The 25,566-nt window shown below is 72.5% G+C and carries 22 protein-coding genes and 1 tRNA gene; 11 read left to right on the forward strand and 12 right to left on the reverse strand.

Annotation, left to right across the window (positions count from 1 at the left end):
• Positions 1 to 16 precede the first annotated feature (16 nt).
• Positions 17 to 511 (forward strand): DUF3830 family protein, encoded by a 495-nt coding sequence (locus ACZ7L6_RS28770; RefSeq protein ID WP_471928801.1) that lies wholly within the window; start codon positions 17 to 19, stop codon positions 509 to 511.
• On the opposite strand, the gene ACZ7L6_RS28775 is transcribed toward ACZ7L6_RS28770, so the two are convergent.
• Positions 492 to 1,892, reverse strand: a complete 1,401-nt coding sequence (locus tag ACZ7L6_RS28775) for an amidase (RefSeq protein ID WP_471928803.1) — start codon at positions 1,890 to 1,892, stop codon at positions 492 to 494. The genes ACZ7L6_RS28770 and ACZ7L6_RS28775 overlap by 20 nt on opposite strands.
• 23 nt (positions 1,893 to 1,915) lie before the next feature.
• Entirely contained in the window at positions 1,916 to 2,875 is a 960-nt protein-coding gene (locus ACZ7L6_RS28780; RefSeq protein WP_471928805.1) for a D-2-hydroxyacid dehydrogenase, read from the reverse strand.
• Positions 2,876 to 3,191: 316 nt separating this feature from the next.
• Between ACZ7L6_RS28780 and ACZ7L6_RS28785 the strand changes: the two genes are divergently transcribed.
• The 3 genes from ACZ7L6_RS28785 to ACZ7L6_RS28795 all read left to right on the forward strand — a co-directional run bounded on the left by ACZ7L6_RS28785 (position 3,192) and on the right by ACZ7L6_RS28795 (position 6,232).
• Positions 3,192 to 4,001, forward strand: a complete 810-nt coding sequence (locus tag ACZ7L6_RS28785; RefSeq protein ID WP_471929065.1) for a maleate cis-trans isomerase family protein — start codon at positions 3,192 to 3,194, stop codon at positions 3,999 to 4,001.
• An 87-nt stretch (positions 4,002 to 4,088) separates the two neighbouring features.
• On the forward strand, positions 4,089 to 4,820 hold the full coding sequence (locus ACZ7L6_RS28790; protein WP_471928807.1) for a maleate cis-trans isomerase family protein: 732 nt from the start codon (positions 4,089 to 4,091) through the stop codon (positions 4,818 to 4,820).
• A 305-nt stretch (positions 4,821 to 5,125) separates the two neighbouring features.
• Positions 5,126 to 6,232: an LLM class flavin-dependent oxidoreductase gene (locus ACZ7L6_RS28795; RefSeq protein ID WP_471928809.1), complete on the forward strand. Its 1,107-nt coding sequence runs from the start codon at positions 5,126 to 5,128 to the stop codon at positions 6,230 to 6,232.
• A gap of 7 nt (positions 6,233 to 6,239) precedes the next feature.
• Here the strand turns inward: ACZ7L6_RS28795 and ACZ7L6_RS28800 are convergent, their stop codons facing one another.
• A complete protein-coding gene (locus ACZ7L6_RS28800) occupies positions 6,240 to 8,072 on the reverse strand; it encodes a putative bifunctional diguanylate cyclase/phosphodiesterase (RefSeq protein WP_471928811.1) in 1,833 nt (610 codons plus the stop codon).
• A 346-nt stretch (positions 8,073 to 8,418) separates the two neighbouring features.
• Between ACZ7L6_RS28800 and ACZ7L6_RS28805 the strand changes: the two genes are divergently transcribed.
• Entirely contained in the window at positions 8,419 to 9,927 is a 1,509-nt protein-coding gene (locus tag ACZ7L6_RS28805) for a M6 family metalloprotease domain-containing protein (protein WP_471928813.1), read from the forward strand.
• A 365-nt stretch (positions 9,928 to 10,292) separates the two neighbouring features.
• Here ACZ7L6_RS28805 and ACZ7L6_RS28810 read toward each other — a convergent pair.
• The 7 genes from ACZ7L6_RS28810 to ACZ7L6_RS28840 form a co-directional block, all read right to left on the reverse strand.
• A tRNA-Lys gene (locus tag ACZ7L6_RS28810) sits at positions 10,293 to 10,366 on the reverse strand.
• Positions 10,357 to 10,932 carry a bifunctional DNA primase/polymerase gene (locus tag ACZ7L6_RS28815; RefSeq protein ID WP_471928815.1) on the reverse strand — a complete coding sequence of 192 codons (576 nt, stop codon included), beginning with the start codon at positions 10,930 to 10,932 and terminating at the stop codon, positions 10,357 to 10,359. The genes ACZ7L6_RS28810 and ACZ7L6_RS28815 overlap by 10 nt, the downstream gene beginning before the upstream one ends.
• A 120-nt stretch (positions 10,933 to 11,052) precedes the next feature.
• The gene (locus ACZ7L6_RS28820) at positions 11,053 to 11,418 is read right to left on the reverse strand and encodes a hypothetical protein (protein ID WP_471928817.1); all 366 of its coding nucleotides are present in this window, start codon (positions 11,416 to 11,418) and stop codon (positions 11,053 to 11,055) included.
• A gap of 343 nt (positions 11,419 to 11,761) precedes the next feature.
• Positions 11,762 to 13,096 carry an AAA domain-containing protein gene (locus tag ACZ7L6_RS28825; protein WP_471928819.1) on the reverse strand — a complete coding sequence of 445 codons (1,335 nt, stop codon included), beginning with the start codon at positions 13,094 to 13,096 and terminating at the stop codon, positions 11,762 to 11,764.
• Complete coding sequence (locus tag ACZ7L6_RS28830) at positions 13,093 to 14,697, reverse strand: hypothetical protein (RefSeq protein WP_471928821.1); 1,605 nt, start codon at positions 14,695 to 14,697, stop codon at positions 13,093 to 13,095. Before ACZ7L6_RS28830 ends, ACZ7L6_RS28825 begins: the two co-directional genes overlap by 4 nt.
• The gene (locus ACZ7L6_RS28835; protein ID WP_471928823.1) at positions 14,688 to 15,872 is read right to left on the reverse strand and encodes a hypothetical protein; all 1,185 of its coding nucleotides are present in this window, start codon (positions 15,870 to 15,872) and stop codon (positions 14,688 to 14,690) included. The genes ACZ7L6_RS28830 and ACZ7L6_RS28835 overlap by 10 nt, the downstream gene beginning before the upstream one ends.
• Positions 15,823 to 16,833, reverse strand: a complete 1,011-nt coding sequence (locus ACZ7L6_RS28840) for a phosphatase PAP2 family protein (protein WP_471928825.1) — start codon at positions 16,831 to 16,833, stop codon at positions 15,823 to 15,825. Before ACZ7L6_RS28840 ends, ACZ7L6_RS28835 begins: the two co-directional genes overlap by 50 nt.
• 186 nt (positions 16,834 to 17,019) lie before the next feature.
• Between ACZ7L6_RS28840 and ACZ7L6_RS28845 the strand changes: the two genes are divergently transcribed.
• Positions 17,020 to 17,616: a histidine phosphatase family protein gene (locus tag ACZ7L6_RS28845; protein ID WP_471928827.1), complete on the forward strand. Its 597-nt coding sequence runs from the start codon at positions 17,020 to 17,022 to the stop codon at positions 17,614 to 17,616.
• A 124-nt stretch (positions 17,617 to 17,740) separates the two neighbouring features.
• Here ACZ7L6_RS28845 and ACZ7L6_RS28850 read toward each other — a convergent pair whose 3' ends face one another.
• On the reverse strand, positions 17,741 to 19,225 hold the full coding sequence (locus tag ACZ7L6_RS28850; protein ID WP_471928829.1) for a hypothetical protein: 1,485 nt from the start codon (positions 19,223 to 19,225) through the stop codon (positions 17,741 to 17,743).
• Positions 19,226 to 19,491: 266 nt separating this feature from the next.
• Here ACZ7L6_RS28850 and ACZ7L6_RS28855 point away from each other — a divergent pair, with 266 nt between their 5' ends.
• Both ACZ7L6_RS28855 and ACZ7L6_RS28860 read left to right on the forward strand, forming a co-directional pair.
• The gene (locus ACZ7L6_RS28855; protein WP_471928831.1) at positions 19,492 to 19,935 is read left to right on the forward strand and encodes a hypothetical protein; all 444 of its coding nucleotides are present in this window, start codon (positions 19,492 to 19,494) and stop codon (positions 19,933 to 19,935) included.
• A 121-nt stretch (positions 19,936 to 20,056) separates the two neighbouring features.
• Positions 20,057 to 20,926: a spermidine synthase gene (locus ACZ7L6_RS28860; protein WP_471928833.1), complete on the forward strand. Its 870-nt coding sequence runs from the start codon at positions 20,057 to 20,059 to the stop codon at positions 20,924 to 20,926.
• A 16-nt stretch (positions 20,927 to 20,942) separates the two neighbouring features.
• On the opposite strand, the gene ACZ7L6_RS28865 is transcribed toward ACZ7L6_RS28860, so the two are convergent.
• Positions 20,943 to 21,464, reverse strand: a complete 522-nt coding sequence (locus ACZ7L6_RS28865; RefSeq protein WP_471928835.1) for a hypothetical protein — start codon at positions 21,462 to 21,464, stop codon at positions 20,943 to 20,945.
• Positions 21,465 to 21,611: 147 nt separating this feature from the next.
• Between ACZ7L6_RS28865 and ACZ7L6_RS28870 the strand changes: the two genes are divergently transcribed.
• From ACZ7L6_RS28870 to ACZ7L6_RS28880, 3 genes are all read left to right on the forward strand, one after another.
• Positions 21,612 to 22,316, forward strand: a complete 705-nt coding sequence (locus tag ACZ7L6_RS28870; protein WP_433040820.1) for a response regulator transcription factor — start codon at positions 21,612 to 21,614, stop codon at positions 22,314 to 22,316.
• Positions 22,313 to 23,716: a sensor histidine kinase gene (locus ACZ7L6_RS28875; protein WP_471928837.1), complete on the forward strand. Its 1,404-nt coding sequence runs from the start codon at positions 22,313 to 22,315 to the stop codon at positions 23,714 to 23,716. The genes ACZ7L6_RS28870 and ACZ7L6_RS28875 overlap by 4 nt, the downstream gene beginning before the upstream one ends.
• A gap of 111 nt (positions 23,717 to 23,827) precedes the next feature.
• Positions 23,828 to 25,300, forward strand: coding sequence for a glycoside hydrolase family 18 protein (locus ACZ7L6_RS28880; RefSeq protein WP_471928839.1), 1,473 nt, complete (start codon positions 23,828 to 23,830; stop codon positions 25,298 to 25,300).
• Positions 25,301 to 25,566 lie beyond the last annotated feature (266 nt).

The following is a 25,566-nucleotide window of genomic DNA, read 5'->3' on the forward strand; positions in this document are numbered from 1 at the left end:
ATGCACCCTGGAATGCATGACTGATCGGTTCATCGAGGTGTCGCTGGTCAAGCGGGGAATCCACTGCACGGCCAAACTCCTGGACGACCGCGCCCCGCTCACCTGCGCGGCCGTCTGGGACGCCCTGCCCCTGACCGGCGACGTCTACCACGCCAAATACGCCCGCAACGAGATCTACGCCCTCTTCCCGCCCTTCGCGGAAACGGAGCCGCCGCTGGAGAACCCGACCGTCACCCCCATCCCCGGAGACCTCTGCTACTTCGCCTTCGCCGGCACGGAGCTCGGCACCAAGTCCTACGGCTACGACCGCGAGGTCCGCCCCGGCACCACGGTGGTCGACCTGGCCCTGTTCTACGAGCGCAACAACCTGCTCCTGAACGGCGACGTGGGCTGGGTGCCCGGCATCGTCTGGGGCCAGGTCGTGGAGGGCCTGGACGAGATGGCCCAGGGCTGCAACGACCTGTGGCGGTCGGGAGCCCTGGGGGAGTCGCTCAGCTTCCGGAGGGTGTGAGCCCGGCGACTTCGGCCTCGTACAGCGCGTGCGCCGCCCGCAGGACGAGTTCGTCCCGGTGCCGGGCGGCCACGAGTTGGAGGCCGATCGGCAGGCCGTCCCCGTCCACGCCGACGGGGACGGTCGCCGCCGGCTGCTGGGTCAGGTTGAAGGGGTAGGTGAACGGCGTCCAGCCCGTCCACCTGCGATACCCCGAGCCCTTGGGGACCTCCGCGCCCGCCTCGAAGGCGGTGAGGGGGAGGGTCGGGGTGACCAGGAGGTCGTAGGTGTCGTGGAAGCGGCCCATGCGGCGGCCGAGTTCCATCCGGACGTCCACCGCGGCCAGGTAGTCGAGGGCACTCAGGCGTGCCCCGGCGTCGCAGATCTCCCTCAGGCCCGGGTCGAGCAACTCCCGCTGGTGCAGCCCCAGATGCTGGGTCACGCGGGCCGCCCCGGTGAACCACAGAGTGTGGAAGGCGTCCACCGGGTCGGTGAAGTCGGGGTCGGTCTCCTCGACGTACGCCCCCAGCCCCGCCAGCCGCTCCACCGCCCGCCGTACCGCCGCCGCGACCGCCGGACGCACCGCCACCTGGCCGCCGAAGGAGGGCGAGTAGGCGACACGCAGGCCGTGCACACCGCCGGACAGGGCGGAGGCGAAGGGACCGGACGGCGGCGGCAGCGCCGACCAGTCACGGGAGTCGGGGGCGCCGATGACGTCGAGGAGCAGGGCCGCGTCGGCCGCGTCACGGGTCATCGGGCCGACGTGCGCCAGGGTGCCGAAGGCGCTGGCCGGGTAGAGCGGGACACGGCCGTACGTCGGCTTCAGGGCGAAGATGCCGCAGAAGGCCGCCGGGATACGGACACTGCCGCCGCCGTCCGTGCCGAGCGCGAGCGGCCCCGCGCCGAGCGCCACGGCCGCCGCCGCGCCGCCACTGGAGCCGCCCGCGGTGCGGGTCGGGTCGTACGGATTGCGGGTCACGCCGGACAGGGGCGAGTCGGTGACGCCCTTCCAGCCGAACTCGGGCGTGGTCGTCTTGCCGAGGAAGACGGCGCCGTGCGCGCGCAGACGGGCCACGGACGGGGCGTCCTCGTCCCACTTCCTGCCCTCGGAGATGGTCTTCGAGCCGCGGAGCGTAGGTGCGCCGCGCAGCAGCAGGATGTCCTTCACCGTGACCGGAACGCCGTCGAGCAGACCGGCCGGTTCGCCGCGCCGCCAGCGCTCGGCCGACTCGCCCGCCTGCGCGAGGGCCTCGTCGGCGGTGAGGCGTACGAAGGCGTTGACCTCCGGCTGGATCCGCTCGGCCCGCTCCAGGGCGGCTCGGGTGGCGTCGAGGGGGCTGAACTCTCCTTTGCGGTAGCCGTCGAGGAGTTGTACGGCGGTCAGTTCGGTGAGATCCGTCATGCGTCGCCCTCCAGCCGTGGATATCAGCGTCCCGGTACGTACCCGCGCTGCTTGTCGACCACGTTCAGCAGCGGTCTGCCCGCCTCCCATCGCTCGTACAACTCCACGAACTGCCTGCCGAGTTCATCGCGCCAGCCGACGGTGTCCCCGCTCATGTGCGGGGACACGATCAGGTTCGGGACCTCCCACAACGGGCTGTCCGGGGTGAGGGGCTCGTGCTCGAAGACATCCAGCGCCGCGCCCGCGATCCACCGCTTGCCGAGGGCCTCGGCCAGCGCCTCCTCCACCACCAGCTGCCCGCGCCCGACGTTGACGAACCGGGCGGACGGCTGCATGACACCGAAACGGCGGGCGTCGAACATGCCCTGCGTCTGCTCGGTGAGCGGTGCGGCCGAGATCACCCAGTCGGCGCGTGCGATCAGCCGGTCGAGGTCGTCGGGGCCGTGGATGCCGGTGCGCGGGACCCGGCCGACCAGCGCGGTGGTGACGCCGAGGGCCTTGAGCGTGCGGACGATCGCACGGCCGATGGGCCCGGACCCGACCACGCACGCGCGCGTGCCGGCCACACGCTGCCCCTCGCGGTGCCGCCACTCGCGGGAGCGCTGCAGCTCCAGGGTCCTCGGCAGGTCCTTCGCCATCGCCAGGACCAGCGCGGCGACGTACTCGGCGATCGGCTCGTCGAAGATCCCGCGCGCGTTGGTGACCACGGTGTCGGACTCGGTGAGCTCCGGGCACATCAGGTGGTCCACACCCGCGCTCGCCGTGTGCACCCACCGCGGCCGCGGGCCCTCGCCGGGCCAGGCGTGGCGCACGGCATGCGAGGTGAAGTCCCAGACCAGCAGCACGTCGGCATGGGGCAGCCGCTCGGCGAGGGTCGACTCGTCCGCGTGCTGGATGCGGGCGCGGCCGGTGAGGCGGCCGAGGCGGGGGAGGGGGTCGGCGTCGAGGACCAGGAGGGTGGGTGGGGGGTCGGCAGAGGTCATACGGGTCGCTTCTCCGGGGGGTGCGGGGGCGATCTCGGGAGTGTGCGGGGCCGGTGTTCGGGAGTCTGCGGGGCCGATTCTCGGGAGTGTGCGGGGTTGTTTCTCGGCAGTGCGCGGGTCGTCTCTCGGCAGTGCGCGGGTCGTCTCTCAGGAGTGTGCGAGGGGTGTTCCTCGGAGTTTTACTGGAAGGGATGGCCGTCTGACATGCGAGGTTTGACCACGCTCGCACCCGAACCTACCTTCGTCAACACGGGCGTACGTACGGTCCGTTGCTCACCTGTTTCTCCTAGTGAGGGCGGTGCCTGCCATGGACGCCATGGACATCTCCTTCCTCGGCGGCCCCCGTCCGCAGCGCGGTGTCGGCGTGGTCGCCCCCTTCGACTTCGCGCTGGACCGGGAGCTGTGGCGCTGGGTGCCGGACGAGGTGTCCCTGCACCTCACCCGTACCCCGTACGTTCCGGTCGAGGTCAGCCTCGATCTGGCCCGCCTGGTCAGCGAGCACGAGACGCTGAGCGACGGCGTGCGCACCCTCACCGCGATCGCGCCGGAGGTCGTCGCCTACGCCTGCACGTCCGGCAGCTTCGTCGGCGGCATCGCGGGCGAGCGGGCGATGTGCGCGGCGATGACCCTGGCGGGGGCGGTGCCGGCGGTCACCACGTCCGGGGCGCTGCTGGAGGCGCTCGCCGAGCTGGGCGTACGGCGGGTGGCGCTGGTGACGCCGTACACCGTGTCGGTGACGCGGGCGCTGGAGGACTACGTGGCGCAGGCGGGGATCCTGGTCACCGGGTGCGCGTTCATGGGGCTGACCCGGCACATCTGGAAGGTGCCGTACCGGGATGTGGCCGACATGGCGCGCAGGGCGGTGCGGGGGGCCACCGACGCGCTGTTCATCAGCTGCACCAATCTCCCCACCTACGACGTGATCCCCCAACTGGAGGCCGAGCTGCGCATACCGGTGCTCTCGGCCAACCAGGTCACGATGTGGGCGGCCCTGCGCCGACTGGGTACCCGAGCGGTGGGGCCGTATCAGGCGCTGATCGATCCGGCGGCACGGATCGATCCGGCGGCGCGGGGCGGTCCCGTGCTTCCGGATGTACCGGATGTTCCTGAGCAGGAGCAGCAGTAGGCGCAGGAACAGCAGTGGGAACAGCAGCACGAGCAGCAGGAGCAGCGAGCAGCAGGCGCAACAGCAGCGAGCAGCAGAAAGGCTGACATGACCGCACTCGGATTTCTCTACCCGGGCCACTCCGCCGAGGACGACTACCCACGCATCGAGCAACTGCTGGCCAGCGACATCCGGGTCGACCTGGTGCACACCGACATCGGCGAGGACGCGCACCGGGTGGACGCGTTGCGCCGGATGGGCTCGGCCGAGCGCCTCGCGGCGGGCGTGGAGGCGCTGCGGCTGTCGGGCGCCGAGGCGGTGGTGTGGGCATGCACGTCCGGCAGCTTCGTCTACGGCTGGGAGGGCGCCCATGAGCAGGTGCGCACCCTCGCAGTCACCGCGGGCATGCCGGCGTCGTCGACGTCCTTCGCCTTCGTGCACGCGGTGCGGGAGCTCGGGGTGCGGCGGGTGGCGGTCGGGGCGACGTACCCCGACGACGTGGCGGAGCTCTTCGCGGACTTCCTGCGTGCCGCGGGGCTGGAGGTGGTGTCTGTCCGCGGCTCGGGGATCATCACCGCGGCGGAGGTCGGGACCTGGGGCGAGAAGGAAGTGTTCGCCCTGGCGAGGGAGGCGGACCATCCCGACGCGGAGGCGATCCTGCTCCCCGACACGGCCCTCCACACCGCCTCCTACCTCCCCGCCCTGGAACAACACGTCGGCAAGCCGGTCCTCACCGCCAACCAGGTCACGGTCTGGGAGGCCCTGAGGCTGACGGACCGCCGGGTGAACGCGCCGGAACTGGGGTCCCTGTTCACGAAGGAACCGATCGTGCAGGTGTAGAGCTCTTTTGCCCCCGCCGCCCCTACCCGTCCCATCCTTGAAGGGGCGGAGCCCCTTCGACCCCGCCAGGGGGCTCTGCCCCCTGGACCCCCGCTCCTCAAACGCCGGAGGGGCTGGTTTTTCAGCCCGTCCGGCGTTTGAGGACGAGGCCCCTTCAGGGCCGAAGCGGGGGTCTGGGGGCGGCAGCCCCCAGGGACGGGTAGGGGCGGCGGGGGCGAGGAAGATCGGTGGGGAATAAACCGGAGCCCCCCTCCTGTTAACGCCGGGCAGGACAGCGCACGGCATCACACCAGGAGGCACCCACCGTGGCGGCAGACAAAACCCAGGCCGACGAGATCCGCGGCACCACCCACGGCACCGCCCCCGTCCCCCTCTCCGTACTGGACCTGGCCACGGTCAGCACCGGCCACACCGCCACCGACGCCCTCCGCACCAGCGTCGCCCTGGCCCGCCTCGCGGAGTCCCGCGGCTTCCACCGCTACTGGGTCGCCGAACACCACTCCATGCCGGGCGTGGCCTCCTCCTCCCCTGCCGTGATCCTCGCCCACCTCGCCGCCCACACCACCCGCATCCGCCTCGGGTCCGGCGGCGTGATGCTCCCCAACCACGCCCCACTGGTCATCGCGGAGCAGTTCGGCACCCTGGAGGCGATGGCCCCGGGCCGTATCGACCTCGGCCTCGGCCGCGCCCCCGGCACGGACGGCGCCACAGCGGCCGCCCTGCGCCGCACGGACCACCTCAACGAAGGCGCCGACGACTTCCCCGAGCAGCTCGCCGAGCTCACCCGCTTCCTCGACGACGACTTCCCGGACGGTCACCCCTACCGCCGTATCCACGCCGTCCCCGGCCCCGTCCAGGCGACGTCACCCGGCGGCGTCCAGTCCCCGCACCGCCCCCCGATCTGGCTGCTCGGCTCCTCCGGCTTCAGCGCCCGCCTCGCCGCCGTCCTCGGCCTGCCCTTCGCCTTCGCGCACCACTTCTCGGCACGGAACACCGTCCCGGCCCTGGACCTGTACCGGGAGTCCTTCCAGCCCTCCGCCGTCCTCGACGAGCCGTACGCCCTCATCGGCGTGTCCGCCCTCGCCACGGACGAGGAGAAGGAGGCCCGCCGCCAGGTCAGGGCCGCCGCGCTCAGCATGATCCGCCTGCGCACCGGCCGCCCCGGCCTCATCCCCACCCCCGAGGAGGCCGAGGCCTACGAATTCACCCCGCTGGAGCGCGAGTTCGCCGACTCCTGGAACGCCAACGTCGTTCACGGCACCGCCGACGAGGTCCGCGCCGGCCTCGACGACCTCCAGAAGCGCACCGGCGCCGACGAGTTGATGATCACGAGCAACGCCCCCGGCATGGACATACGCCTGCGCTCGTACGAACTCATCGCGGACGCCTACGGGTTGCCCGACGCGGACTGAAGACCCCTCACACCCGCACCCCCAGCAACTCGGAGATACGATCCGGCGGCACCGGCCGCGAGTACAGCCATCCCTGGCCGGTGTCGCAGCCGATGCTGCGCAGCCGGGACGCCTGCGCCAGCGTCTCCACGCACTCGGCCGTGACCGTCAGGCCCAGCCGATGGGCGAGTTGGATCATCGCCTCGACGACGACCTCGTCGGCCGGGTTCGGCGGGAGGGCGGTGGTGCTGTCGCTGTTGTTGTCGCTCTCGTACTGGAAGCCCCGTACGAAGGAGCCGTCCAGCTTCAGGACGGAGACGGGCAGGCGGCTGAGGTAGGCGAGGTTCGAGTAACCGGTGCCGAAGTCGTCGATCGCGATGCGTACGCCCATGTCGCTGAGCGCCTGGAGGGCCTGGAGGGGTCTTCCCGCCGAGCCCATCACCGCCGATTCGGTGAGTTCCAACTGAAGCAGGTGCGGGGCGAGTTCCGTCTCGCCGAGAATGCGAGCCACGTCCGCCACCAGGTCGGAGTCCCAGACCTGACGTACCGCCACGTTCACGCTCACGAAGATCGGCGGCTCGTCGGGATGGGCCACCTGCCATGCGCGCGCCTGACGGCAGGCGGTCGCCAGGATCCAGCGGCCGAGCGGCACGATCGAGCCGTCCTCCTCGGCCAGTCCGATGAACCGATTCGGCGCCAGTACGCCGAACTGAGGATGATTCCAGCGGATGAGCGCCTCGACGCCGCGCAGCAGCCCGTCCTCCATGCTCACCAACGGCTGGTATTCGAGAGCGAATTCGCCGCGGTCGATGGCGGGGCGGAGGGTGGACGCGAGCGCCTGGCGGGTCATGCGGTGGGCGTTGCGTTCGGGGTCGAAGAGCGTCCAGCGGTCCTTGCCGTCGGCCTTCGCCCAGTACAGCGTCGTGTCGGCGGCCGCCATCAGGGCGGTGGGGGTGGTGCCGCTCGCCTGACGTTCCACGACACCGATCGACGCCGACACCGACAGGCGCCGGCCGGAGAGGTCGAAGGGCGCCCGCAGCGATTCGAGCACCGACTCGGCGAGGTCGGCCAGTTGCTCGGTGCCGGTCGAGTCCTCGACGAGCAGGGCGAACTCGTCACCGCCGAGCCGGGCCACCAGGGGTGGGCTCGATCTGGCGTAGCCCGCCTCCTCGGCGCAGCGCGTGAGCCGTTCGGCCACGGCGGCCAGCAGCTTGTCGCCGACGCGGTGGCCGAGGGTGTCGTTGATCGCCTTGAAACCGTCAAGGTCCAGGTAGCACAGGCCGATTCGGCCGGTGGTGCCGCTCTCCTCGTACGACTCCTCCTCCAGCGCCGCCGACAGGCGCTCGAAGAACAGGGTGCGGTTGGGCAGCCGGGTCACCGGGTCGTGCATCTGCAAGTGCCGCAGCCGCGCCTGGAGTTCGCGGTGGGCGCTGATGTCGGCGACGGACAGCAGGACGCCGCCGTGCTCATCGCCGGGCAGGGGCGCGACCGTGACATGGGCCCACAGCGAGTGCCCGTCAGGGTGTTTGAGGCGGCGTGTGCAGCGCAGTCTGGCCTGACGGCCGCGCAGGACCTCCAGGTACGCGTGCCAAGTACGGGCGTCGGAGGCCAGGTCCACCAGATCGGCGGCGACCGCCCCGGCCAACTCCCCGGGCGCCGTGCCGAGTAGGTCGGCGAGGGCGGCGTTGGCGCCGGTGACCAGGCCCTCGCGGTTCACCACGGCCATGGCGAGGGGCGCGGCGGAGAAGGCGGACGAGTAGGGCGGCACGCCGGTACCCGGCGATGGCTGTAGGTTACTCTCTGTGACGGCTGGCCGGATGAGGTCTGCCGCGGGCGTCGGCCCTTCGGACGTTCCGCTCACCGCTCGCTCCCGCAGTGCACTCGTTCTTCGGATGGGTCTCATCGGAATGGCCGGCCGGGGGGCGGTCGGCCGCCAGGCCGTGTCCGTGCAGGAAAGTGTCAGGAAAGTGTGCCGATCATAGAGGCTGGTTCAGGGGCCTTCCACCTACTGTTCAGTGTTCCCACCTGACCCGACCTTCTGACAGATCGTTTCTGCCCGCACCTGGACGGCTTCTTCGAGCCCTCGACCAGTTGTGACGTTCCGTGAGCGATTCGGGGATGTCGGTTCTGGCGATTCCTCGGGCCTGTCACCCGTCCGGTGCAGGCAAACAGGGCGTAGTACGACAATATGACCCAGGCTGGGTGCGGTGTCCCGCGAACCGCACCCGGAGGTCCACGTGCCGCGTCAGTTCCCCCTGCTCCCCTGCATGGGTCGGCTGCGGGAATGGCCCCGACTGCGCAGTGTCGCCGCGGTGTTCACCACGATGTCCGCGCTCGCCGCGACCTCCCTGATCGCGGCGCCCTCGGTCGCCGAACCCTTCGACACGGCACCCTGCGCCCTCGAACGCACCGAGGCCCACCACTCCGAGGGCCTCGACACCTGGAACGCCGCCTATCCGCGCCCGGCCCGGCAACTCGACGCGGTCATGGTGTTCCTGTCCTTCCCGGACTCGGTCCCCGCGGCGACACCCGCCGAACTGACGGCCGACCACTTCCCGCTCACCACCCACTTCTTCGAACGCGCCTCCTACGGCAGGTTCACCCTGCGCCCGCATCCGCTGCGGCACTGGCTCCGGATGCCGCGCCCGTCGACGGCGTACGCCATACAGCGCGACTGGAACATGTCCCACCGGGCCGCCTATCTGCGCGACGCGCTGGCCGCGGCGGACCCGGAGGTGGACTTCTCCCGCTACGACGTCGTCTACTTCGTCGCCGACCCCGACGCGCCCGGCGTCGACTCCGACGCCACGAAGGTCGTCAACCTGGACACCCCGCTGCGGGCCGACGGTACGGACATCCGGCGCGTCGTCACGGTGTTCGAGAACCATCCGCCGGACCGGCTGGTCCTCGCCCACGAGACGGGTCACGTCTTCGACCTGCCGGACCTCTACCACCGCCCGGTGGACGGCAAGGGGGACTGGGACACGTACGTCGGTGACTGGGACCTGATGGGCAGCCAGTTCGGGATGGCGCCGGACCTGTTCGGCTGGCACAAGTGGAAGCTGGGTTGGCTGGAGTCGCGGCAGGTGGCGTGCGTGCAGGGGGCGCGGGCCGAGGGCGTGCGGCTGACGCTGGAGCCGCTGGCGGTGGGACCCGGCGTGCCGGTGCAGCCGGGCGTCGCGGCCGGGGCGCGTGGGGCATTCGGGGGGTCCGCTGGATTCGGTGGATCCGGCGGGTTGGGTGGATCCGGCGGGTTCGGTGGATCCGGCGGGTTCGGTGGGCCTGGGTTCGGTGGCTCCGGCGGGGTAGGCGGGCTCGGTGGGCCCGGTGAATTCGGCGGATCCGGCTCGGTCGGGGGTGTGCCGGGGTTCGGGCTGGGCAACGGCATCAAGCTCGCCGTACTCCGCACCGGACCCGAGAGCGCCCTGGCCTTCGAGGTGCGCGGCCCCGTGGGCAACGACGTGCAGGCCTGCCGGCAGGGTGTCCTGGTGTACCGGGTGCGCAGCCGGACCGAGTCCGGGGGCGGCCCGGTCGAGGTGATCGACGCCCACCCGCGCACCGAGGCCTGCTGGGAGGAGTCGGTCTATCCGCCGCTCGCGGACGCGCCGGTCGCGCTCGGGGAGAGCTTCACGGTGCCGGGGGAGGGCGTGCGCGTGGAGGTGGAGGGGCGTACGGCATCGGGGGCGTGGACGGTGAAGATCGCGACGGTGAGGTAGCGCCCGCGCCGGGTGGGGGGTCGCGTGGCGGGTGGGCGGTGCGCCGGGGGGTGGCGGTACGCCTGGTGGTGGCGGTGGCAGGGCTGGTGGTATGGCGGGGTTGCTGGGTGGTGGGAGCGGTGCGCTGGCTGGGTGGTGGCGGGGCGCTGGGTGGTGATGGCCGGCCGGGGGTGTGACAGCTGTGCCCGGCGGCGGTGTCGTGTGCCCCGGTGGTACGAGGCGCGGCGGTGTACCCGTGCACGGCGGTGTACCCGTGCACGGCGGTGTACCCGTGCACGGCGGTGTACCCGTGCACGGCGGTGATCTCCGTGCGCCGGGTTCCATGCGAAAAGCCCCCCGCTTCCGCGAGGGGCTTCCACTGTCTGTGCGCCGCCAGGGACTCGAACCCCGGACCCGCTGATTAAGAGTCAGCTGCTCTAACCAACTGAGCTAGCGGCGCCTGCTGACGTCGTAGACATTAGCATCCTGGTCGGCGTGGGGAAAAATCGATATCCGAACGGCCGCGCGAGCCGCCCGCACGGCCGCCCAGAGCAGGATCTCGGGGCCCGGTAACCAGGGATTACGCGTGTCCGGGGCGACCAGCCAGCGGGAGGCGGAGCGGCTCGCGGCGTCCGACCGCGCCGGGACGGTCACCGCGTCTCCCGTGCCGTGGAAGAGGAGGGGCGGTACGTCGCCCACGCGGCCGAGTTCCTCCCACCGCAGCAGCGACGGCAGCCGCTGGGCCGTGCCGGGCGCGGCGAACAGCAGCATCCGGCCCCGGTACATCGCCACCGGTCCCGATCCGGGGCCTTCCTCCCACAGCTGGTCGACCATCCGGCGCCCGAAGATCGCGGGCGCGCTCACGACGTCGAAGGCGGAACCGCAGGCCAGGACGACGGGGGCCTCCGGCCGCTCGTCCCAGAGCGCCCGGGTGCTGCGCGGATACGGTTCTGCGGAGGCGAGCCAGGCGGCACCGTCCGCGGTGAGGGAGGCGGGAGAGAACGGGGCGTCGTGTGTGCTGCTCATGGCAGGTACATCTACCGACCGTGAACACTTCGCTCCGCAGAGTTCCCGGAAATTGGGACAGGGCGGGGTGGCAGGGCGTATCTTGCCCGCCTGGCATATGCCCAACAGGTACCCGCCCGGTCAGACCGGGTCGACGTGTCCCCGCCCCTCGACCCCCCGCATCAGATCCCGGCCGAACTCCACCATCTTCTTGGCGTAGTCCTCGGTCCACTCGGCCTGCTCGGCGATGGCGGCGGGCGTCAGCCGGTCGAACCGCCGGGGGTCCGCCAGCTGGGCCGCGGCGATGGCCTGGAACTCCACCGCACGGTCCGTCGCCGCCCTGAACGCCTGCGTCAGCTCGGTCGCCCGGGCCAGCAGCGCGCGGGGGTCGTCGATCGACTCCAGGTCGAAGAAGTGCTCCGGGTCGGCGGCCACCTGCGCGGGCTCGAAGAGCAGGGGCGCGGGGCGTAGCCGCGGTTCGTTCGGACGCGGCGTGGGCTCCGCCATGCTTTTTCCTCCTCGTACGTCACCGATGTACCGCACCGGTGCACGTCACCGATCTCGTAGCTCACCGGCGCCCCCTGCGGACCGGTCCACCGTCCATTGTCCCGCGCCCGCGCAAGTAGGCATATGACGCAGCTCAATCGGACGTTGCTCCACTGGCCCGCCACCCCGCCGCCCGTTCACGGCCGCCACCCCACCCGATGCTCCGCGAGCCGCGCCAGCGCGGCGTGGTTGGCCTCCCACTCATCGGGGCTGTATTCATGGCCGCCTCCGGCGGCGTGCCGGACTCCGTCCGGCGGGCGGGGCGGCGTAGGAGTCGGCGTCGATTGCGTGGGTTCTGTTTCCTTCACGGCCGCCACCCCACCCGGTGTTCGGAAAGCCGCGCCAGCACGGCGTGATTCGCCTCCCACCCATCGGGAAACTTCACCAGCGTCCCCAGCTGCACCGGCTCCGTCGACGGATAGTCGTCCAGCAACTCGCTCACCCCGGCCCGGCACACCACGATGCATGCGTGCCGGTGGCGGGAGGCGAGGACGCACAGGCGGCCCGTCTCCAGGTGGAAGGCGGTGGCGTCGGGGCGGCCGGAGAGGGGGTGCAGGACGACCGTCACGTCGTACTCGCGGCCCTGCAGCCGGTTCGCGGTGTCGACGGTGACGTCTGTCACGCCCAGCTCGGCCAAGGCGGCCCGCACCGCCGCCGCCTGGTCGCGGTGGGCCGTGCCGACCGCGATCCGGTCGGCGGTGAGGGGCGTGGGATCGGGTGAGCGCTCCGACGTCGCCGCGCCGCCCCGGTCCAGCAGGCGCCGTACGACCGTCGCCACCGCGCGTACCGCCTCGGGGTCCGTGCGCGGGGTGTGCCGGGCGGGCAGCTCCAGCAGGCCCCAGCCCGACTCCGCCGCCTCGTCGATCACCCGGTCGGGGCCCGAGCCGTCCGAGGGGACCGCGAAGGACAGGTGGCGATCGCCGTGGTCCGTGCCGCTGCGGAACCGGGTGTACGGGTAGAAGGCGTCGGAGACCAGGGGTGCGGCGGACGCGGGGAGGCGCCAGGACACCGGCAGGCGGTGCTGGGGCAGGTCCGGGTTGTGGGCCAGGAGGGTCGTCACGGCTGACGCCGAGGGGTCGTACGACAGCCCGGCCCACTGCTCGCTGCCCACGATCGCGAACGGGTCCAGCTGACCCGGGTCGCCCACGAACAGCGCCCGCTCGAACAGCCCGGCCACCGCGAGCAGCGAGTCCGAGCGCATCTGGTACGCCTCGTCCACGATCGCGTGCCGCCAGGGCTCGTCGACCTTGACGTGCGCCCACTTGGCCGCCGTGGAGAGGACCACCGGGAGGCCGGTCAGCTCCGCCGCCTTCGCCGACTTCCGTACGTTCGGCAGGTCGTCCAGCGCCTTGTCGTACGGGTCGGCGTCGCTGCTGTGCAAGCGGCCCACCGGCAGCTCGGGGTTCTTCTCGGCGAGCCTGAGCACCAGGTCGTCGACCTGGGCGTTGGTCTGCGCGACGACCATCAACGGGCGTCCGGCATCGGCCAGTTCCAGGGCCGCGCGAACGACGAGCGTGGACTTGCCGGCACCGGGCGGGGAGTCGACGACGACACCGCGCGCGGTGCCGTGCAGGGTGTCGGCGAGGATCGCGTCGGTGGCCTCGGCCGCCGCCGCGCCCGGGTCGAACACGCCGGTCACAGGACGTCCTCCTCGGTCAGCGGGTCGGCGGCCTCGGAGACCTGCTCCCCGGGCGGTCCGCCGTGCGTCCACGGCGTCTCCTCCGGGTCGGGCAGCTTCGCGCCGCCCCGCTGCTCGTGCTCGAAGAGCGTGAAGCAGATCAGGTCGCCCTTCTCGGGCACGGATCCGTCCTCCGGTTCCTTTCCGCGGCCCATCTTGTCGAGCACCCGCAACACCAGCAGTGCGCCCCCGTCGTCCGGGGCTTCCTCGTAGCCGACGAACTCCGCCGACTGCGGCTTCCCGCCCAGCGACCGGTACACCTTGGCCCGCTCGCCCAGATGCGGCCGGTCGTCCGTGCGGACGGTGACCAGCGGGCGCGGGCTCGGCCGCTTGCCCTCGCTGTACGCCATGACGACCTCGGTGACCTCACCCGCGAACGCCTCCCCGGCCAGTCGCCGCCCCGCCATGACCAGCGGGTCGTCGAGGGCCTCCTGCGCCTCCAGGCGGGCCTGCTCGCGCTCGCGCGCGGCGAGCTTGTTCGCGGCGGTGACCGCGTCGTCGCGGCGCGGCTGCGGGGGCTCACCGGCGAGGACGCGGTCGCGGTGACCGGTGAACGACCAGCGGTCGCGGGTCCACCGCTCCTCGACCCGCCCGGCCTCGGGCAGCTCCCGCAGCAGGTCGAGGCCGCGCCACACCGCGTCCCAGGTGGGGCGGGTCCGGCTCTCGACGAGGGCGCGGATCTCCCGCTCGGCGGCGGTGAGGTCGCCGAGCCGGTCGTCGGCCTGAAGACCGTCCTCGGCGGCGGCGAGGGCCGTACGCGCGCGGTCGTAGCGCTCGATGGCGGGGGCCAGCAGCTTGTTGTCGAACGCCGGGTCGGTGGCGGGACCGGCGGGCGGGCACAGCAGCTGGCCCTCCCGGTCGCGTGCGAGTTCCGCGCGCAGGGCCGCCTCGGCGCCCGTCTCGCCCTCCGGGGGGTCGATCCACGCGAGCAGTGCGCCCAGGTGCTGGTCCTCCAGAGTGGACTGGCCGGTCGCCCAGTGCCGGGCCAGTACGTCGGTCATGGCCAGCAGCAGCGAGGAGCCGGGCACGCGGGCCCGCTCGCCGAAGTGGGTCAGCCAGCGGCCGAGCAACGGCACGCGCGGGGGCGCGGGGTAGGGGGCCTCGGGGTCCTGTTCCGCCGTACGCCTGAAGCGCATGGAGCGGCCCAGGAGCCGTACGAAGTCGACGCCCGCGCGGCTCGGCACGATCAGCTGCGGGGCGTCCGCGCACAGCTCGAACTCGACCTTGACCCGCTTGCCGGTCTCCGGATCGGTCTCGTTGCGCTCGGCCGCCTCGACGTCGTCGGCGTACGTGTCGATGTACGGCAGGACGACGTCCGCCAGTTCGGACAGGAACGCGAACCTGAGATCGCGGTCGCGGGGCTGCGGTACGACCAGCAGGTGCGGGGCGTCCCGGTCGGTGCCGACCAGCGCGCCGAGCGGGGCGCCGGCCTCACCGGCGGTGGTGAGCGGCACGAAGACCAGGGGGCGGTCGGACAGGTGCCGGTGGCGGACGGTGGCGGCGGGCTGGGCGCGGCCGGTGCTGACCGCCTCCATGCGGGCGAGGGTGGAGATCAGTGACACGGGGCCACCGCCTCCGGGTCGCGGGCCGTGACGTCCTGCCCGTGAGCCTGGGCTTCCCGGCCGAGGGCCTCGGCGCGCAGTCGTGCCGCCCTGCGCAGGGCGGCCACCGCCGGATCGTCGGGGTCGCCTGAATCGCCGCGGGCCGCCGACAGGACGTCTTCCACGGTCGTCAGGCCGCCCAGCTCGGCCCGTACCGAACGGCCCAGCGATGTCACCGCGCCGGACTCGCGGGAGCGGGCGCGGCAGTGGAAGGCCAGCTCGCAGGCGGACAGGCACTCGGGCGCGTACGTCGCCGGGACGGACTCGACGGCGGCCGTCAGGTCTGCGGCGGGCAGGTCGGGGGAGAAGCAGGTGCCGGCGGGGAGCGTGTCGGCGATGTCCTCGATGCGGGTGAGGCGGGCCAGCTGGCGGGCGGTCACCGCGCGCTGCTTGCGGATGTCGACGGCCGAGGCGGTGGGCAGGTTGGAGAAGTCCTTGGGGCAGACGAGGAGGATCCGGTGGCGCACGCGCGGGGCGGCGTCGCCGTCGCCCAGGCGGTCGGCGATCTGCTCCAGCGCCAGCACGTACACCGCTGCCTGACGTGCCGCGGCGCCCACCTTCGCCGGGTCCGCCGAGCCGTCCAGCATGGGGAAGGACTTGATCTCCACGACCGTCCAGCTGCCGTCCGGGTGCACGACGACCGCGTCCGGCTCCAGGAAGGCGGGCGATCCGGCGACGTCCAGGGCGAGCATCGGGTGGTCGAGCAGGGTCCACTCGCCGCGCGCCTCGGTGGCCTCGCGCAGCGCCAGTGCCGTACGGGCCGTGCGTCCCTCGGGGCCGATCGCGGCGAGTTCGGGCACGCGCGCGTGGGCGGGTGGTTCGGCTCTGCGGTCGAGCTTCTCGTGCACCAGCCGCAGCAGTTCGGCGCCGCCGTCCGCCTTGACCTTGGCCTCGAAGGCGTTGCCGCGCGTGAAGGCGAACTGCGACTGCCCGAACACCGACGGCGAGCCCAGCGCGCTCGCCAGTGCCGCCTTGTTCACCCCGGCGCCGTCCAGGATCGCGCGCCGCTTGCAGCCGGGGTTGGCGGCGAGGGCGGCCAGGGCGCGCGCGTCGAGCGCCTTGGCCGGTACGTCGGGACCGCGCAGCTCAGCGAGCCGGTGCCGGAGCGCCGTCCCCCGCGTCCTGGGGAGAGGCACTCGGCTCGGCTCCGGATCCGACCCGGGACTCGCGCTGCCGTGGAATTCGCTCACCCGCGGAAGTCTGGCATCCGCCACTGACAATTGAGGAAGTTGCGTCGGCAGAGCCCATCGGGACGGTGCCGCCGGAGACCGTCGCGAGCGTGCCGCCGGAGGCCGTGCCGGCCGTCGCGACCGGCGCGGTCCGCACCCCGAACCGGGCCCGAGCCCGGTCGGCGGTCCGCATGACGACCGGCGCGAGGAGCAGCCCGACGCCCATCACGGCGGCGCCCGCGGCCGCGTCGAGGAAGTAGTGGTTGGCGGTGCCCATCACCACGATGGTGGTGATCAGGGGATAGGCGACGGCCGCCGCCTTCGCCAGTCGCGTCCCGCCGTACCGCCACAGCATCACTCCGCACCACAGCGCCCAGCCGACGTGCAGGCTCGGCATGGCCGCGTACTGGTTCGTCATGCCGCCCATGCCCCGGGGAGCGCTCGCCTCGCCGCCCCACCAGCCGTACGAGCTGTACTGGGCCATCGTGTCCACGAAGCCGTAGCTGCCGTCCAGCAGCCGGGGCGGGCAGGTGGGCAGCAGGGTGAAGCCGATCAGGCCGATGAAGGTAGACGTCATCAGCCAGGTGCGGGCCGCGCGGTAGTGCACGGTGCGCGATCTGAAGAGCCAGACGAGGAGGGCGGGCGTGACCAGGTAGTGCAGCGACGCGTACCAGAAGTCGGCCGGGACGCCCAGCCAGGGCTCGCGGGTGAAGAGACGGTTGAGAGGGTGCTCCGCGTTGAGGTGCAGGGCCTTTTCGATGTCCAGGATCGCCAGGCCGTGGTCCACGGCGTGGCTGACATCGCCCCGGGCGAGGAGTCGGCCCGCCGAGTAGCAGGCGTAGACCAGGAGTATCAGCGGCAGCTCGGTCCACCAGCGCAGGCGGGTCCGCGGCGTCGCCTCCACGCCAGCTATGTCGGCGTGCGGCATCCGATCGCCTCCCCCTTCTCGTCACGGCGCCCGGTGGACCGGTCGTGCCACTTTACGGTGTACGCGCGCGCCCCCGTCGGGCGCCCCGGCCCTCAAGACGCAGAGATCGCCCCCGGGGTTGCCCTCGAACAGCGTGCGCGATGATGGACGTGCTCCGCCTCTCATTTCTCCCGGAAAGGCCCCTTCATGGCTCCGCGCATCCTGCTGGCCCGGCACGGACAGACGGAATGGTCGCTGTCCGGCAAGCACACGGGCAGGACCGATGTGCCGCTCCTGGAGGAGGGCCGACGGGGCGCGAAGCTGCTGGGCGAGCGTCTGCACCGGCCGCCGTACGGCGGGCTGGCCGGTGTCGAGGTGCGCACCAGCCCTCTCTCACGCGCGCGTGAGACGTGCGAACTCGCTGGCTTCGGTGAACGCGCGCGTGCCTGGGACACGCTCATGGAGTGGGACTACGGCGCCTACGAGGGCATGACACCGGCGGACATCCAGGCCGTGCGGCCCGGCTGGCTCATCTGGCGCGACGGCGTGCCCGAGGGCGAGAGCCTGTCCGAGGTGACGGCCCGGGCCGACGAGGTGGTGGCGTGGGCGCGCGAGGAGGACCGGGATGTGCTGGTGTTCGCGCACGGGCACATACTCCGGTCCATAGGCGCGCGCTGGCTGGGCCTGCCACTCGACTTCGCGGCCCGCATCCGCCTGAACCCGACGTCGCTGTCGGTACTGGGCTGGGCTTACGGGGAGCCGGCGATCGAGAGCTGGAACGACCTCGGACATCTGGCCGGATAGCTGTTTGATGCCCGGCGTTGGTGCCGGCGCGCGGGTTGGATCGCTCGCCCGCGCTCGCGGGGTGCCGCCCTTCTCTGGGTCAGGAGCCGCCACAGCGGCACGACTGCCCGCAGGCTGCGTGACTTCACACCGCCCGCGGCACCGAAGCATGCCGCTCCAAGAACGCCGACACCCCGCTCGCCCGCCGATGCGGCAACAGCACCCGCGCCGTCCCCGCCAGCATCGTCTGCACCCGCGACGACTGCACCTGGTCCAGCAGATCCAGCACCCGCATCCCCGCAGCGGCAGCCTCGTCAGGACGCCCGCCCCGCGCCAGGTCGTCCGCCAGCTCCGCCGTGTACAGCGCGATGTTGCGAGTGAAGTGCGGATCCTGGAGCTGCGCCGCCCGCCCGGCATGCCGCGCCGCCCGCTGCCAGTTGCCCAGCGTCGACCAGCACTGCGCCTCCAGGACCTCCAGCTCGGCCTCGCCGTAGAAGCTCATCCACTCGGGGTCGGCGTCCGAGTGGCCCCGCTCGAAGAGGGCCTGCGCGCGCACGAGGGCCTGTTCGCAGCCGGTGCGGTCGGCGAGCCCCGCCCAGCCGCCCGCCTCGCGCAGCGCGAGCAGGGACATCAGGCGGGGGGAGCCCAGAGGACGGGCGACGCGTTGCGCGGCCTGCGCCGCCCGCACCGCCTCGCGGGGCCGGCCCGCGTCCCGCGCGAGGAAGGACGTATTGCAGAAGGCGTGCGCCTCGAGGGCCGCGTCCCCGGCCATCCGGGCCGTCGCCAGCGCCTCCGCGTAGTGCGAGCGCGCGTCGTCGAACCGCCCCGAGTCGTGCGCCAGCCACCCCACCGAGATGGCCAGTTCCCCCGCGCCCGAGTGCAGCCGGTCGCCGACCGCCTGCCGGGTCGTACCGGCGTCGAGCAGCGCGTAGGCGGCGCGCAGCGGGGTGGCCGCGCGCCGGTAGAGGCCGTCGGCGCCGTGCCGGTCGTCGAGCAGCCGGATGCGGCGTACGGCCTCTTCGAGCGCGTCCGCCTCGCGGCCCCCGACACGTCGGACGGGACGCTCCGCGGCCGCGGCGTCGAAGGCGAGCCCCAGAGGGCTCAGCGAGGCGGCGGCCACCGTGGCGCCGCCGGTCATGAATGCGCGACGCAGCACGTCGCTCTCCTCGTGGATCTCGTGGTTCTGGTGGTTCTGCTGTGTGCCGAACGGGTCGTTCGGGTCGTACGGGTCCTGAGGGTTCAGTGGGTCATACGGCTCCCGGGTCCCCCTCGTCTCACTTGAGGCGTGCGCCGGGATCGTGGTGTGCATGGGGGGCGTGTCCTCGTCGGTGCGCGCCCGGCGTCCGCGTACGGACGAGCGGGGCGCGAAGCCGAGGTCGGCGAGCGTGCGGCCGGGGAACATGTGCAGGAACACCCGTTCGTACGCGTAGTTGGGGCAGCGGATCTCGCCGGCCTCGACCCGGCCGACGTACCGCGCGTCACAGCTGACCCGCTCGCCGATCTCGCGGGCGGCCCGTCGTACCGCAGCGGCGAACTCGGCCGGCGAGCGCTGTCCGCGCAACTGCCGGAACGCGAGATTCGGCCGCGGCGGCCTGGGGGGCGGGGACGAGGTCAGCTCTGACGACGCCATGGCCGGGTCCTCTCGTGCGAACCGTCGAACCATGCCGGAGCGAGGACGAGTTGGACCGAAAAATCCGTCTGTGCCCTTGTCTCCGGCGGGCAAGAACGTACCTGCTGTAGCGAACCCGCGACGCAGGGTTTGGCTACAAACCGGATATCTCATACGGGATCTGCCATGAACTGCCATCCTTTGCGGCTGACTTCCGCCGTAGCCGTTGACGCCGCGCCGCGTTGAACTCTTCGGACTGCAAAAGGGGTTCCGTGGTGGAGGTCGAGATGGAGACCAGCCAGAGCATCGTTCCTCATGCGCCGTCGACCGCGGCGGGGCATGCGCCGACCGCAGAGTGCAGCGAGCCGCCGGGTGCGGGCTGCGACGTGGTGACGGTTCCGGCGCGGCAGGGGCTGGAGGCGGTCGACATCCTGCGGCGCGGGGCCGGGGACGCGGTGGGGCCCGTTCTGCACGACGACGGTGGCGACACGCTGGGCTTCGTGGTCCCGCCGGGCACGGCGGCCGCCTGGGACGTCCCGGGCAGCACCTGTACGGAGACCGACGGCCGGGGGCTGAGCCTGAACCTGGACCCGGACCCCGAGCCGCCGGTCGAGGGCTCGGACTGGCTGCTGCCGCCCGGCGAGGCGGACCTGGCGACGGATCCCGCGGCGCTGCGGGCCGCGCTGGGGGAGGCGGCACGGTTGATCGAGGCCGCGGACAACTGCCGCTGACCGGTTGCCGGAACTGGCGCTGATGTGGTCGCCCGGGATCTGCCGCGGCCTTGTCCGCCCGGGAACTGCCGTTGCCCCGTCTGCCCGGGCGGCACCGTCTCGCGCTTGCGACAATGACCCAATGGGAAGGTCCAGGAACGCCCGGCGTCGGCCGGCCGCAGCGGAAGCCGTCGTCGAGCGCGTCGACGGTGGGCTCGCCGAGCTGATACCCGACCGGGAGCGGGCGAGGGCCTGGACGCTCCTCATCGACGGGGCTCCTCAGTCGCACGTCGATCTGGACGACCCGGCGTACCTCTCCTTCGAGTACCAGCGGCGCCTGGGGCACGTCATCGACCTCGTCGCCCCGCCCGGCAAGCCCGTCCACGCCGTCCACCTCGGCGGCGGTGCGTTCACGCTCGCCCGGTACGTCGCCGCCACCCGCCCCCGCTCCACCCAGCAGGTCGTCGAGCGGGACGCCACCCTCGTCCAACTGGTCAGGCGCGAGCTGCCGTTGGATCCGAACGCCCGGATCCGGGTGCGGTCGATGGACGCCCGGGACGGACTCGCCAAGGTGCCCGACGCGTGGGCCGACCTCGTCATCGCCGACGTCTTCAGCGGGGCCCGTACGCCCGCCCACCTGACCTCGACGGAGTTCCTCGACGACGTACGCAGAACCCTCAGGCCCGGCGGCGTCTACGCCGCCAACCTCGCCGACGGACCTCCCCTCGCGCATCTGCGCGGTCAGATCGCCACCGTCGCCGACCGCTTCGCGGAACTCGCCCTGGTCGCCGACCCGGCCGTACTGCGCGGCAAACGCTTCGGCAACGCCGTCCTCGTCGCCTCCGACGGCCCGCTCCCGCTCGCCGAACTGACCCGCCGCGCCGCCTCCGACCCCCATCCGGCCCGCGTCGAGCACGGCAAGGCGCTCACCGATTTCACCGGCGGGGCCGTCCCCGTGACCGACCTTGCGGCGGTGGCCTCCCCGGCTCCGCCCGCGTCCGTGTTCCGGTGAGGGCGCGCGGGTCGGGTCAGTAGTTCCCGATCTCCACCCGCGGCGGCCCGTCATGCCAGGTGCAGAACACCGACACCCGGTCCGCGCCCGAGCCGAACTCCACCCGGATCCACGTCTCCGTCTTCCACACCTGCATCGACCAGCCCGCGCCCGGAGTGGCCGAGACCAGCGCCGCGGAGCTCTCGCCGATGTCGAAGACCACGCGGCCGCCGTCGGTGTCGTAGCTCTTGACCTGCCCGGACCTGGTGGGAGAGGGGCTGGGGCTCTTCGCCGGCGGCTTCGAGGGGGCCGGTGTGCGGGGCTGCCCGGTCGGCTTCGGGGAGGAGGGCGAGGGACTCTTCGACGGGGTCGGCCGGTTCGTCGACGACGCCAGCGGCTTCGACTCCTGCGTGGTCGCGTCGGCCGCGGTGATGGGCAGGGCGCGCGGCCGGTCGTACACCGTGCCCGCCATCACCGTGTGGACACCCCACCACGACAGCGTGACCGCCGCGCCCGTGGCGAGCGACCAAGCGAGTACGTGTACGAGTCCTCTGCGCATCGCGGGCCATACTGCCTCACGCGTCCCGGACGTGTCGCGCGGTTGTCCACAGGCGTGAAATGGCCCACGGGTGACGGAGTTGTCCACAGCGGGTGAGTTGTCCACAGGCCCGGACCGGCCTCGCTCGCATGGCGTACGGTGCGGCGCATGGCAAGTGTGCTCGTGGTCGAGGACGACCAGTTCGTACGCTCGGCGCTCATCCGGCACCTGACCGACGCCGCCCACACGGTGCGCAGTGTCGGCACGGCGCTGGAGGCGCTGCGCGAGGTCGCCCATTTCCGCTTCGACGTGGTGATCCTGGACCTCGGACTGCCCGATCTGGACGGCTCCGAGGCCCTGAAGATGCTGCGCGGCATCACGGACGTGCCTGTGATCATCGCCACGGCACGGGACGACGAGGCGGAGATCGTCCGGCTGCTGAACGCCGGGGCGGACGACTATCTGACCAAGCCGTTCTCGGTCGAGCACCTGTCGGCCCGGATGGCCGCCGTCCTGCGCCGCGCCCGGTCGGGCAGCGCGGAGGCCGCCCCGTCCAGCGTCCTCCGCGTCGGCGGCCTGACCGTCGACCCGCTGCGCCGCCAGGCCGAGCTGGACGGTGCCCGCCTGGACCTCACCCGCCGCGAGTTCGACCTGCTCGCCTTCCTCGCCGGGCGGCCCGGTGTCGTCGTACCGCGCAAGGAACTGCTCGCCGAGGTGTGGCAGCAGTCGTACGGCGACGACCAGACCATCGACGTCCATCTGTCCTGGCTGCGCCGCAAACTGGGCGAGACCGCCGCCAACCCCCGCTATCTGCACACCTTGCGGGGCGTCGGCGTGAAGCTGGAACCACCCGTGGGGGAGCCGCCGCTATGAGGTGGGCACTGGTCAAGGTCTGTCTGGCGGTGACCACGATGGTCGTGGTCGCCTTCGCCGTCCCGCTCGGGCTCGTCATCCGGGAGATGGCCCGCGACCGTGCCTTCTCCAACGCCGAGCGGGAGGCCGCGGCCGTCGCCCCGGCGCTGTCCATCACCACCGACCGGGACCAGCTGGAGCGGGTCGTCGCCTCGGCCGGGTCGGAGGCGGGCATGGCCGTGCACATACCGGCCGCCGGTGACGTGGCCGCCGTCGACCTCGGCCGGCAGCGCGCCGCCGACGGTGACATCGCGACCGTACGGCGGCTGGGCCGGGCCTCGACCACCGAGGTGCCCGGCGGATCCACGCTGCTCCAGCCGGTCGCGCTGAGCTCCGGCGAGATCGCCGTCGTAGAGGTGTACGTCCCCGACGGCGAGGTCACCAACGGCCTCGCCACCGCCTGGGCGGTGCTCGCCGGAGTCGGGGTCGCGCTGATCGTGGGGACGGTGGCGGTCGCCGACCGGCTGGGGGTGCGGATGGTGCGGCCCGCGCAGCGCCTGGTCGAGGGGGCGCACGAGCTGGGGGAGGGCAAGCTGGGCGCCCGGGTGCCCGAGGAGGGGCCGAACGAACTGCGGCTGGCGGCGGTCGCGTTCAACTCGATGGCCGACCAGGTCGTGCAACTCCTCGCGAACGAGCGCGAGTTGGCGGCCGACCTGTCCCACCGGCTGCGCACCCCGCTGACCGTGCTGCGGCTGAACGCGGCCTCGCTCGGGGACGGTCCGGCCGCCGAGCAGACCCGGGCCGCCGTCGCCCAGCTGGAGCGCGAGGTCGACACCATCATCCGCACGGCACGGGAGGCCAAGCCGCAGACGGCGGCGGCCGGTCCGGGCGCCGGGTGCGACGCGGCCGAAGTGGTCCGCGAGCGCATGGCGTTCTGGTCGGCGCTGGCCGAGGACGAGGGCCGCAAGGTGCGGGTGGCCGGCGTGGACCGGCCGGTGCGCATACCCGTGGCCCGGGCGGATCTGGCGGCCGCGCTGGACGCCCTGCTCGGCAACGTCTTCCGGCACACCCCCGAGGGCACGGCGTTCGCGGTCGACGTGCACAACGGCGAGGACGCGGTGATCGTGCTCGTCTCGGACGCCGGGCCCGGCATATCCGACCCCGAGGCGGCGATGGCCCGCGGCCGGGGTTCGGGCAGCACCGGCTCGACCGGGCTCGGGCTGGACATCGTGCGTCGGCTCGCGGAGTCGACCGGCGGGGACGTGCGGATCGGATCGTCGGTGCTCGGCGGGGCCGAGGTGCGGATCTGGATCCAGCTGGACGGGAGAGAACCGGTGCGCAGGGGGCATCGCGGGTCGGTTCGCCGGCGCCGTCCCGGCAGATTGGTCTCGACCTTTAACCGTCCCCGATCTCTTCCTTAAGCGCACCCTAAGGTCCCCAACTGCCGCCCGGATCAGGCGCTTTGCCCGATTCGAGATCGCTAGCGTGCTGCCGCACCCCACCCCCTGGTGAACAGCGAAGGCAGGCACGCGATGAGGACACACCGGCGCAAGGTCAGTGGCAGGAACAAGGCGATCGGCGGCCTGGTGGCCGCGGCCGTCGTCGGCGGCGGCGCGATCGTGTTCACCGGTACTGCCCAGGCGGCCGGAATCGGCGCGGCGTACACGAAGACGAGCGAATGGTCGACGGGGTACACCGCGCAGTACGTCGTCACCAACAACAGCGGTCAGAGGGACAAGGACTGGACGCTCGAGTTCGACCTGCCGTCGGGCTCGAAGCTCAGCTCCCTGTGGAACGCCGAGTCGAGCGTGAGCGGACAGCACGTCACCGTCACGCCGCCGAAGTGGGACACGGACGGGCTGGCCGCCGGTGAGTCGGTCACGGTCGGCTTCGTGGTCAACGGCACGGGCGCACCGACGGGCTGTCTGATCGACGCCGCGAAGTGCTCCACGGACGACAGCGCGACGCCCGAGCCGAGCGGCCGGCCGACGTCCACCGCGTCCGCCACCCCGAAGCCGACGGCGACCCCCAGCCAGAGCGCGCCCCCCACCCAGAGCGCGACCCCGACCCCGACCGCCAAGCCCTCGGAGACCCCCGGCACCGGAACAGGCACCACCGCCGGCTTCGCCCCGTACATCGACACCTCCCTCTACCCGGCGTTCGACCTCCTGGCGAGCGCGCAGGCGACGGGCGTCAAGGACTACAACCTCGCCTTCGTCACCGACGGCGGCGGCTGCACCCCGAAGTGGGGCGGCGTGACGGACCTGGCGAGTGACGCGGTGGCGGCCCAGATCGGCGACCTGCGCGCCAAGGGTGGCGACGTCCGCGTCTCCTTCGGCGGCGCGGCCGGCAGCGAGCTGGCGACGACCTGCTCGTCTGCGGACGCGCTGGCGGCGGCGTACGGCAAGGTCGTGGACGCCTACAAGCTGACCAAGGTGGACTTCGACGTCGAAGGTGGCGCCCTGCCCGACAAGGCGGCCAACACCCGCCGCGCCCAGGCGATAGCCAAGCTCCAGCAGCAGCACCCGAACCTGGACGTCTCCTTCACCCTCCCCGTGATGCCGGAGGGCCTGACCCAGCCGGGCGTCGACCTCCTCGCCGACGCCAAGAAGAACGGCGTGAAGATCGACACCGTCAACATCATGGCGATGGACTACGGCCCCGCGTACAGCGGCGACATGGGCACCTACGCCGAGCAGGCGGCCACCGCCACCCAGGCCCAGGTCAAGAGCGTCCTCGGCCTCTCCGACAGCGCGGCCTGGAAGACGGTCGCCGTCACCCCGATGATCGGCGTCAACGACGTCGTGTCCGAGATCTTCAAGGTCGACGACGCCACCCAGCTGGTGAACTTCGCCAAGTCCAAGGGTCTCGGCTGGCTGTCGATGTGGTCGGCGACCCGGGACAAGGCCTGCGCGGGCGGCCCGAAGCCGTCGGCCGACGCGACCTGCAGCTCCATCGACCAGGACAAGTTCGCGTTCTCGAAGGCGTTCGCGGCCTACAACTGACGCAGGCCGCCCTCGGGACAACGGGGGAGCGCGTCCCGGCCGGCCTCCCCCATCCGGCCGGGGCGCGCATCGTCACGTCGGCGGTGGTCAGCTCTTCTGCAGGGGGCGGGCCACGCCCGCGATGAAGGCCGCCGTCAGCACCCAGCCCAGGGCGATCAGCGCAGGGGCCGGCCCCTCCTGGGTGCGAGCAGCGGGGAACCGGGCGCCGTCGCCTGTCTGAGACCGACCGGTTCGCGGATGGCCCCGGCGAACCGCGGGGCGCGGCA

This window comes from Streptomyces sp. NPDC107522 (assembly GCF_055657525.1).

What these genes read in the sequence shown, in the direction of transcription:
- ACZ7L6_RS28770 (WP_471928801.1), top strand. Translation starts at nt 17, where the DNA reads ATGACTGATCGGTTCATCGAGGTGTCGCTGGTCAAGCGGGGAATCCAC.
- ACZ7L6_RS28775 (WP_471928803.1), bottom strand. Translation starts at nt 1,892, where the DNA reads ATGACGGATCTCACCGAACTGACCGCCGTACAACTCCTCGACGGCTAC.
- ACZ7L6_RS28780 (WP_471928805.1), bottom strand. Translation starts at nt 2,875, where the DNA reads ATGACCTCTGCCGACCCCCCACCCACCCTCCTGGTCCTCGACGCCGAC.
- ACZ7L6_RS28785 (WP_471929065.1), top strand. Translation starts at nt 3,192, where the DNA reads ATGGACATCTCCTTCCTCGGCGGCCCCCGTCCGCAGCGCGGTGTCGGC.
- ACZ7L6_RS28790 (WP_471928807.1), top strand. Translation starts at nt 4,089, where the DNA reads ATGACCGCACTCGGATTTCTCTACCCGGGCCACTCCGCCGAGGACGAC.
- ACZ7L6_RS28815 (WP_471928815.1), bottom strand. Translation starts at nt 10,932, where the DNA reads ATGAGCAGCACACACGACGCCCCGTTCTCTCCCGCCTCCCTCACCGCG.
- ACZ7L6_RS28820 (WP_471928817.1), bottom strand. Translation starts at nt 11,418, where the DNA reads ATGGCGGAGCCCACGCCGCGTCCGAACGAACCGCGGCTACGCCCCGCG.
- ACZ7L6_RS28840 (WP_471928825.1), bottom strand. Translation starts at nt 16,833, where the DNA reads ATGCCGCACGCCGACATAGCTGGCGTGGAGGCGACGCCGCGGACCCGC.
- ACZ7L6_RS28845 (WP_471928827.1), top strand. Translation starts at nt 17,020, where the DNA reads ATGGCTCCGCGCATCCTGCTGGCCCGGCACGGACAGACGGAATGGTCG.
- ACZ7L6_RS28850 (WP_471928829.1), bottom strand. Translation starts at nt 19,225, where the DNA reads ATGGCGTCGTCAGAGCTGACCTCGTCCCCGCCCCCCAGGCCGCCGCGG.
- ACZ7L6_RS28855 (WP_471928831.1), top strand. Translation starts at nt 19,492, where the DNA reads ATGGAGACCAGCCAGAGCATCGTTCCTCATGCGCCGTCGACCGCGGCG.
- ACZ7L6_RS28860 (WP_471928833.1), top strand. Translation starts at nt 20,057, where the DNA reads ATGGGAAGGTCCAGGAACGCCCGGCGTCGGCCGGCCGCAGCGGAAGCC.
- ACZ7L6_RS28865 (WP_471928835.1), bottom strand. Translation starts at nt 21,464, where the DNA reads ATGCGCAGAGGACTCGTACACGTACTCGCTTGGTCGCTCGCCACGGGC.
- ACZ7L6_RS28870 (WP_433040820.1), top strand. Translation starts at nt 21,612, where the DNA reads ATGGCAAGTGTGCTCGTGGTCGAGGACGACCAGTTCGTACGCTCGGCG.
- ACZ7L6_RS28875 (WP_471928837.1), top strand. Translation starts at nt 22,313, where the DNA reads ATGAGGTGGGCACTGGTCAAGGTCTGTCTGGCGGTGACCACGATGGTC.
- ACZ7L6_RS28880 (WP_471928839.1), top strand. Translation starts at nt 23,828, where the DNA reads ATGAGGACACACCGGCGCAAGGTCAGTGGCAGGAACAAGGCGATCGGC.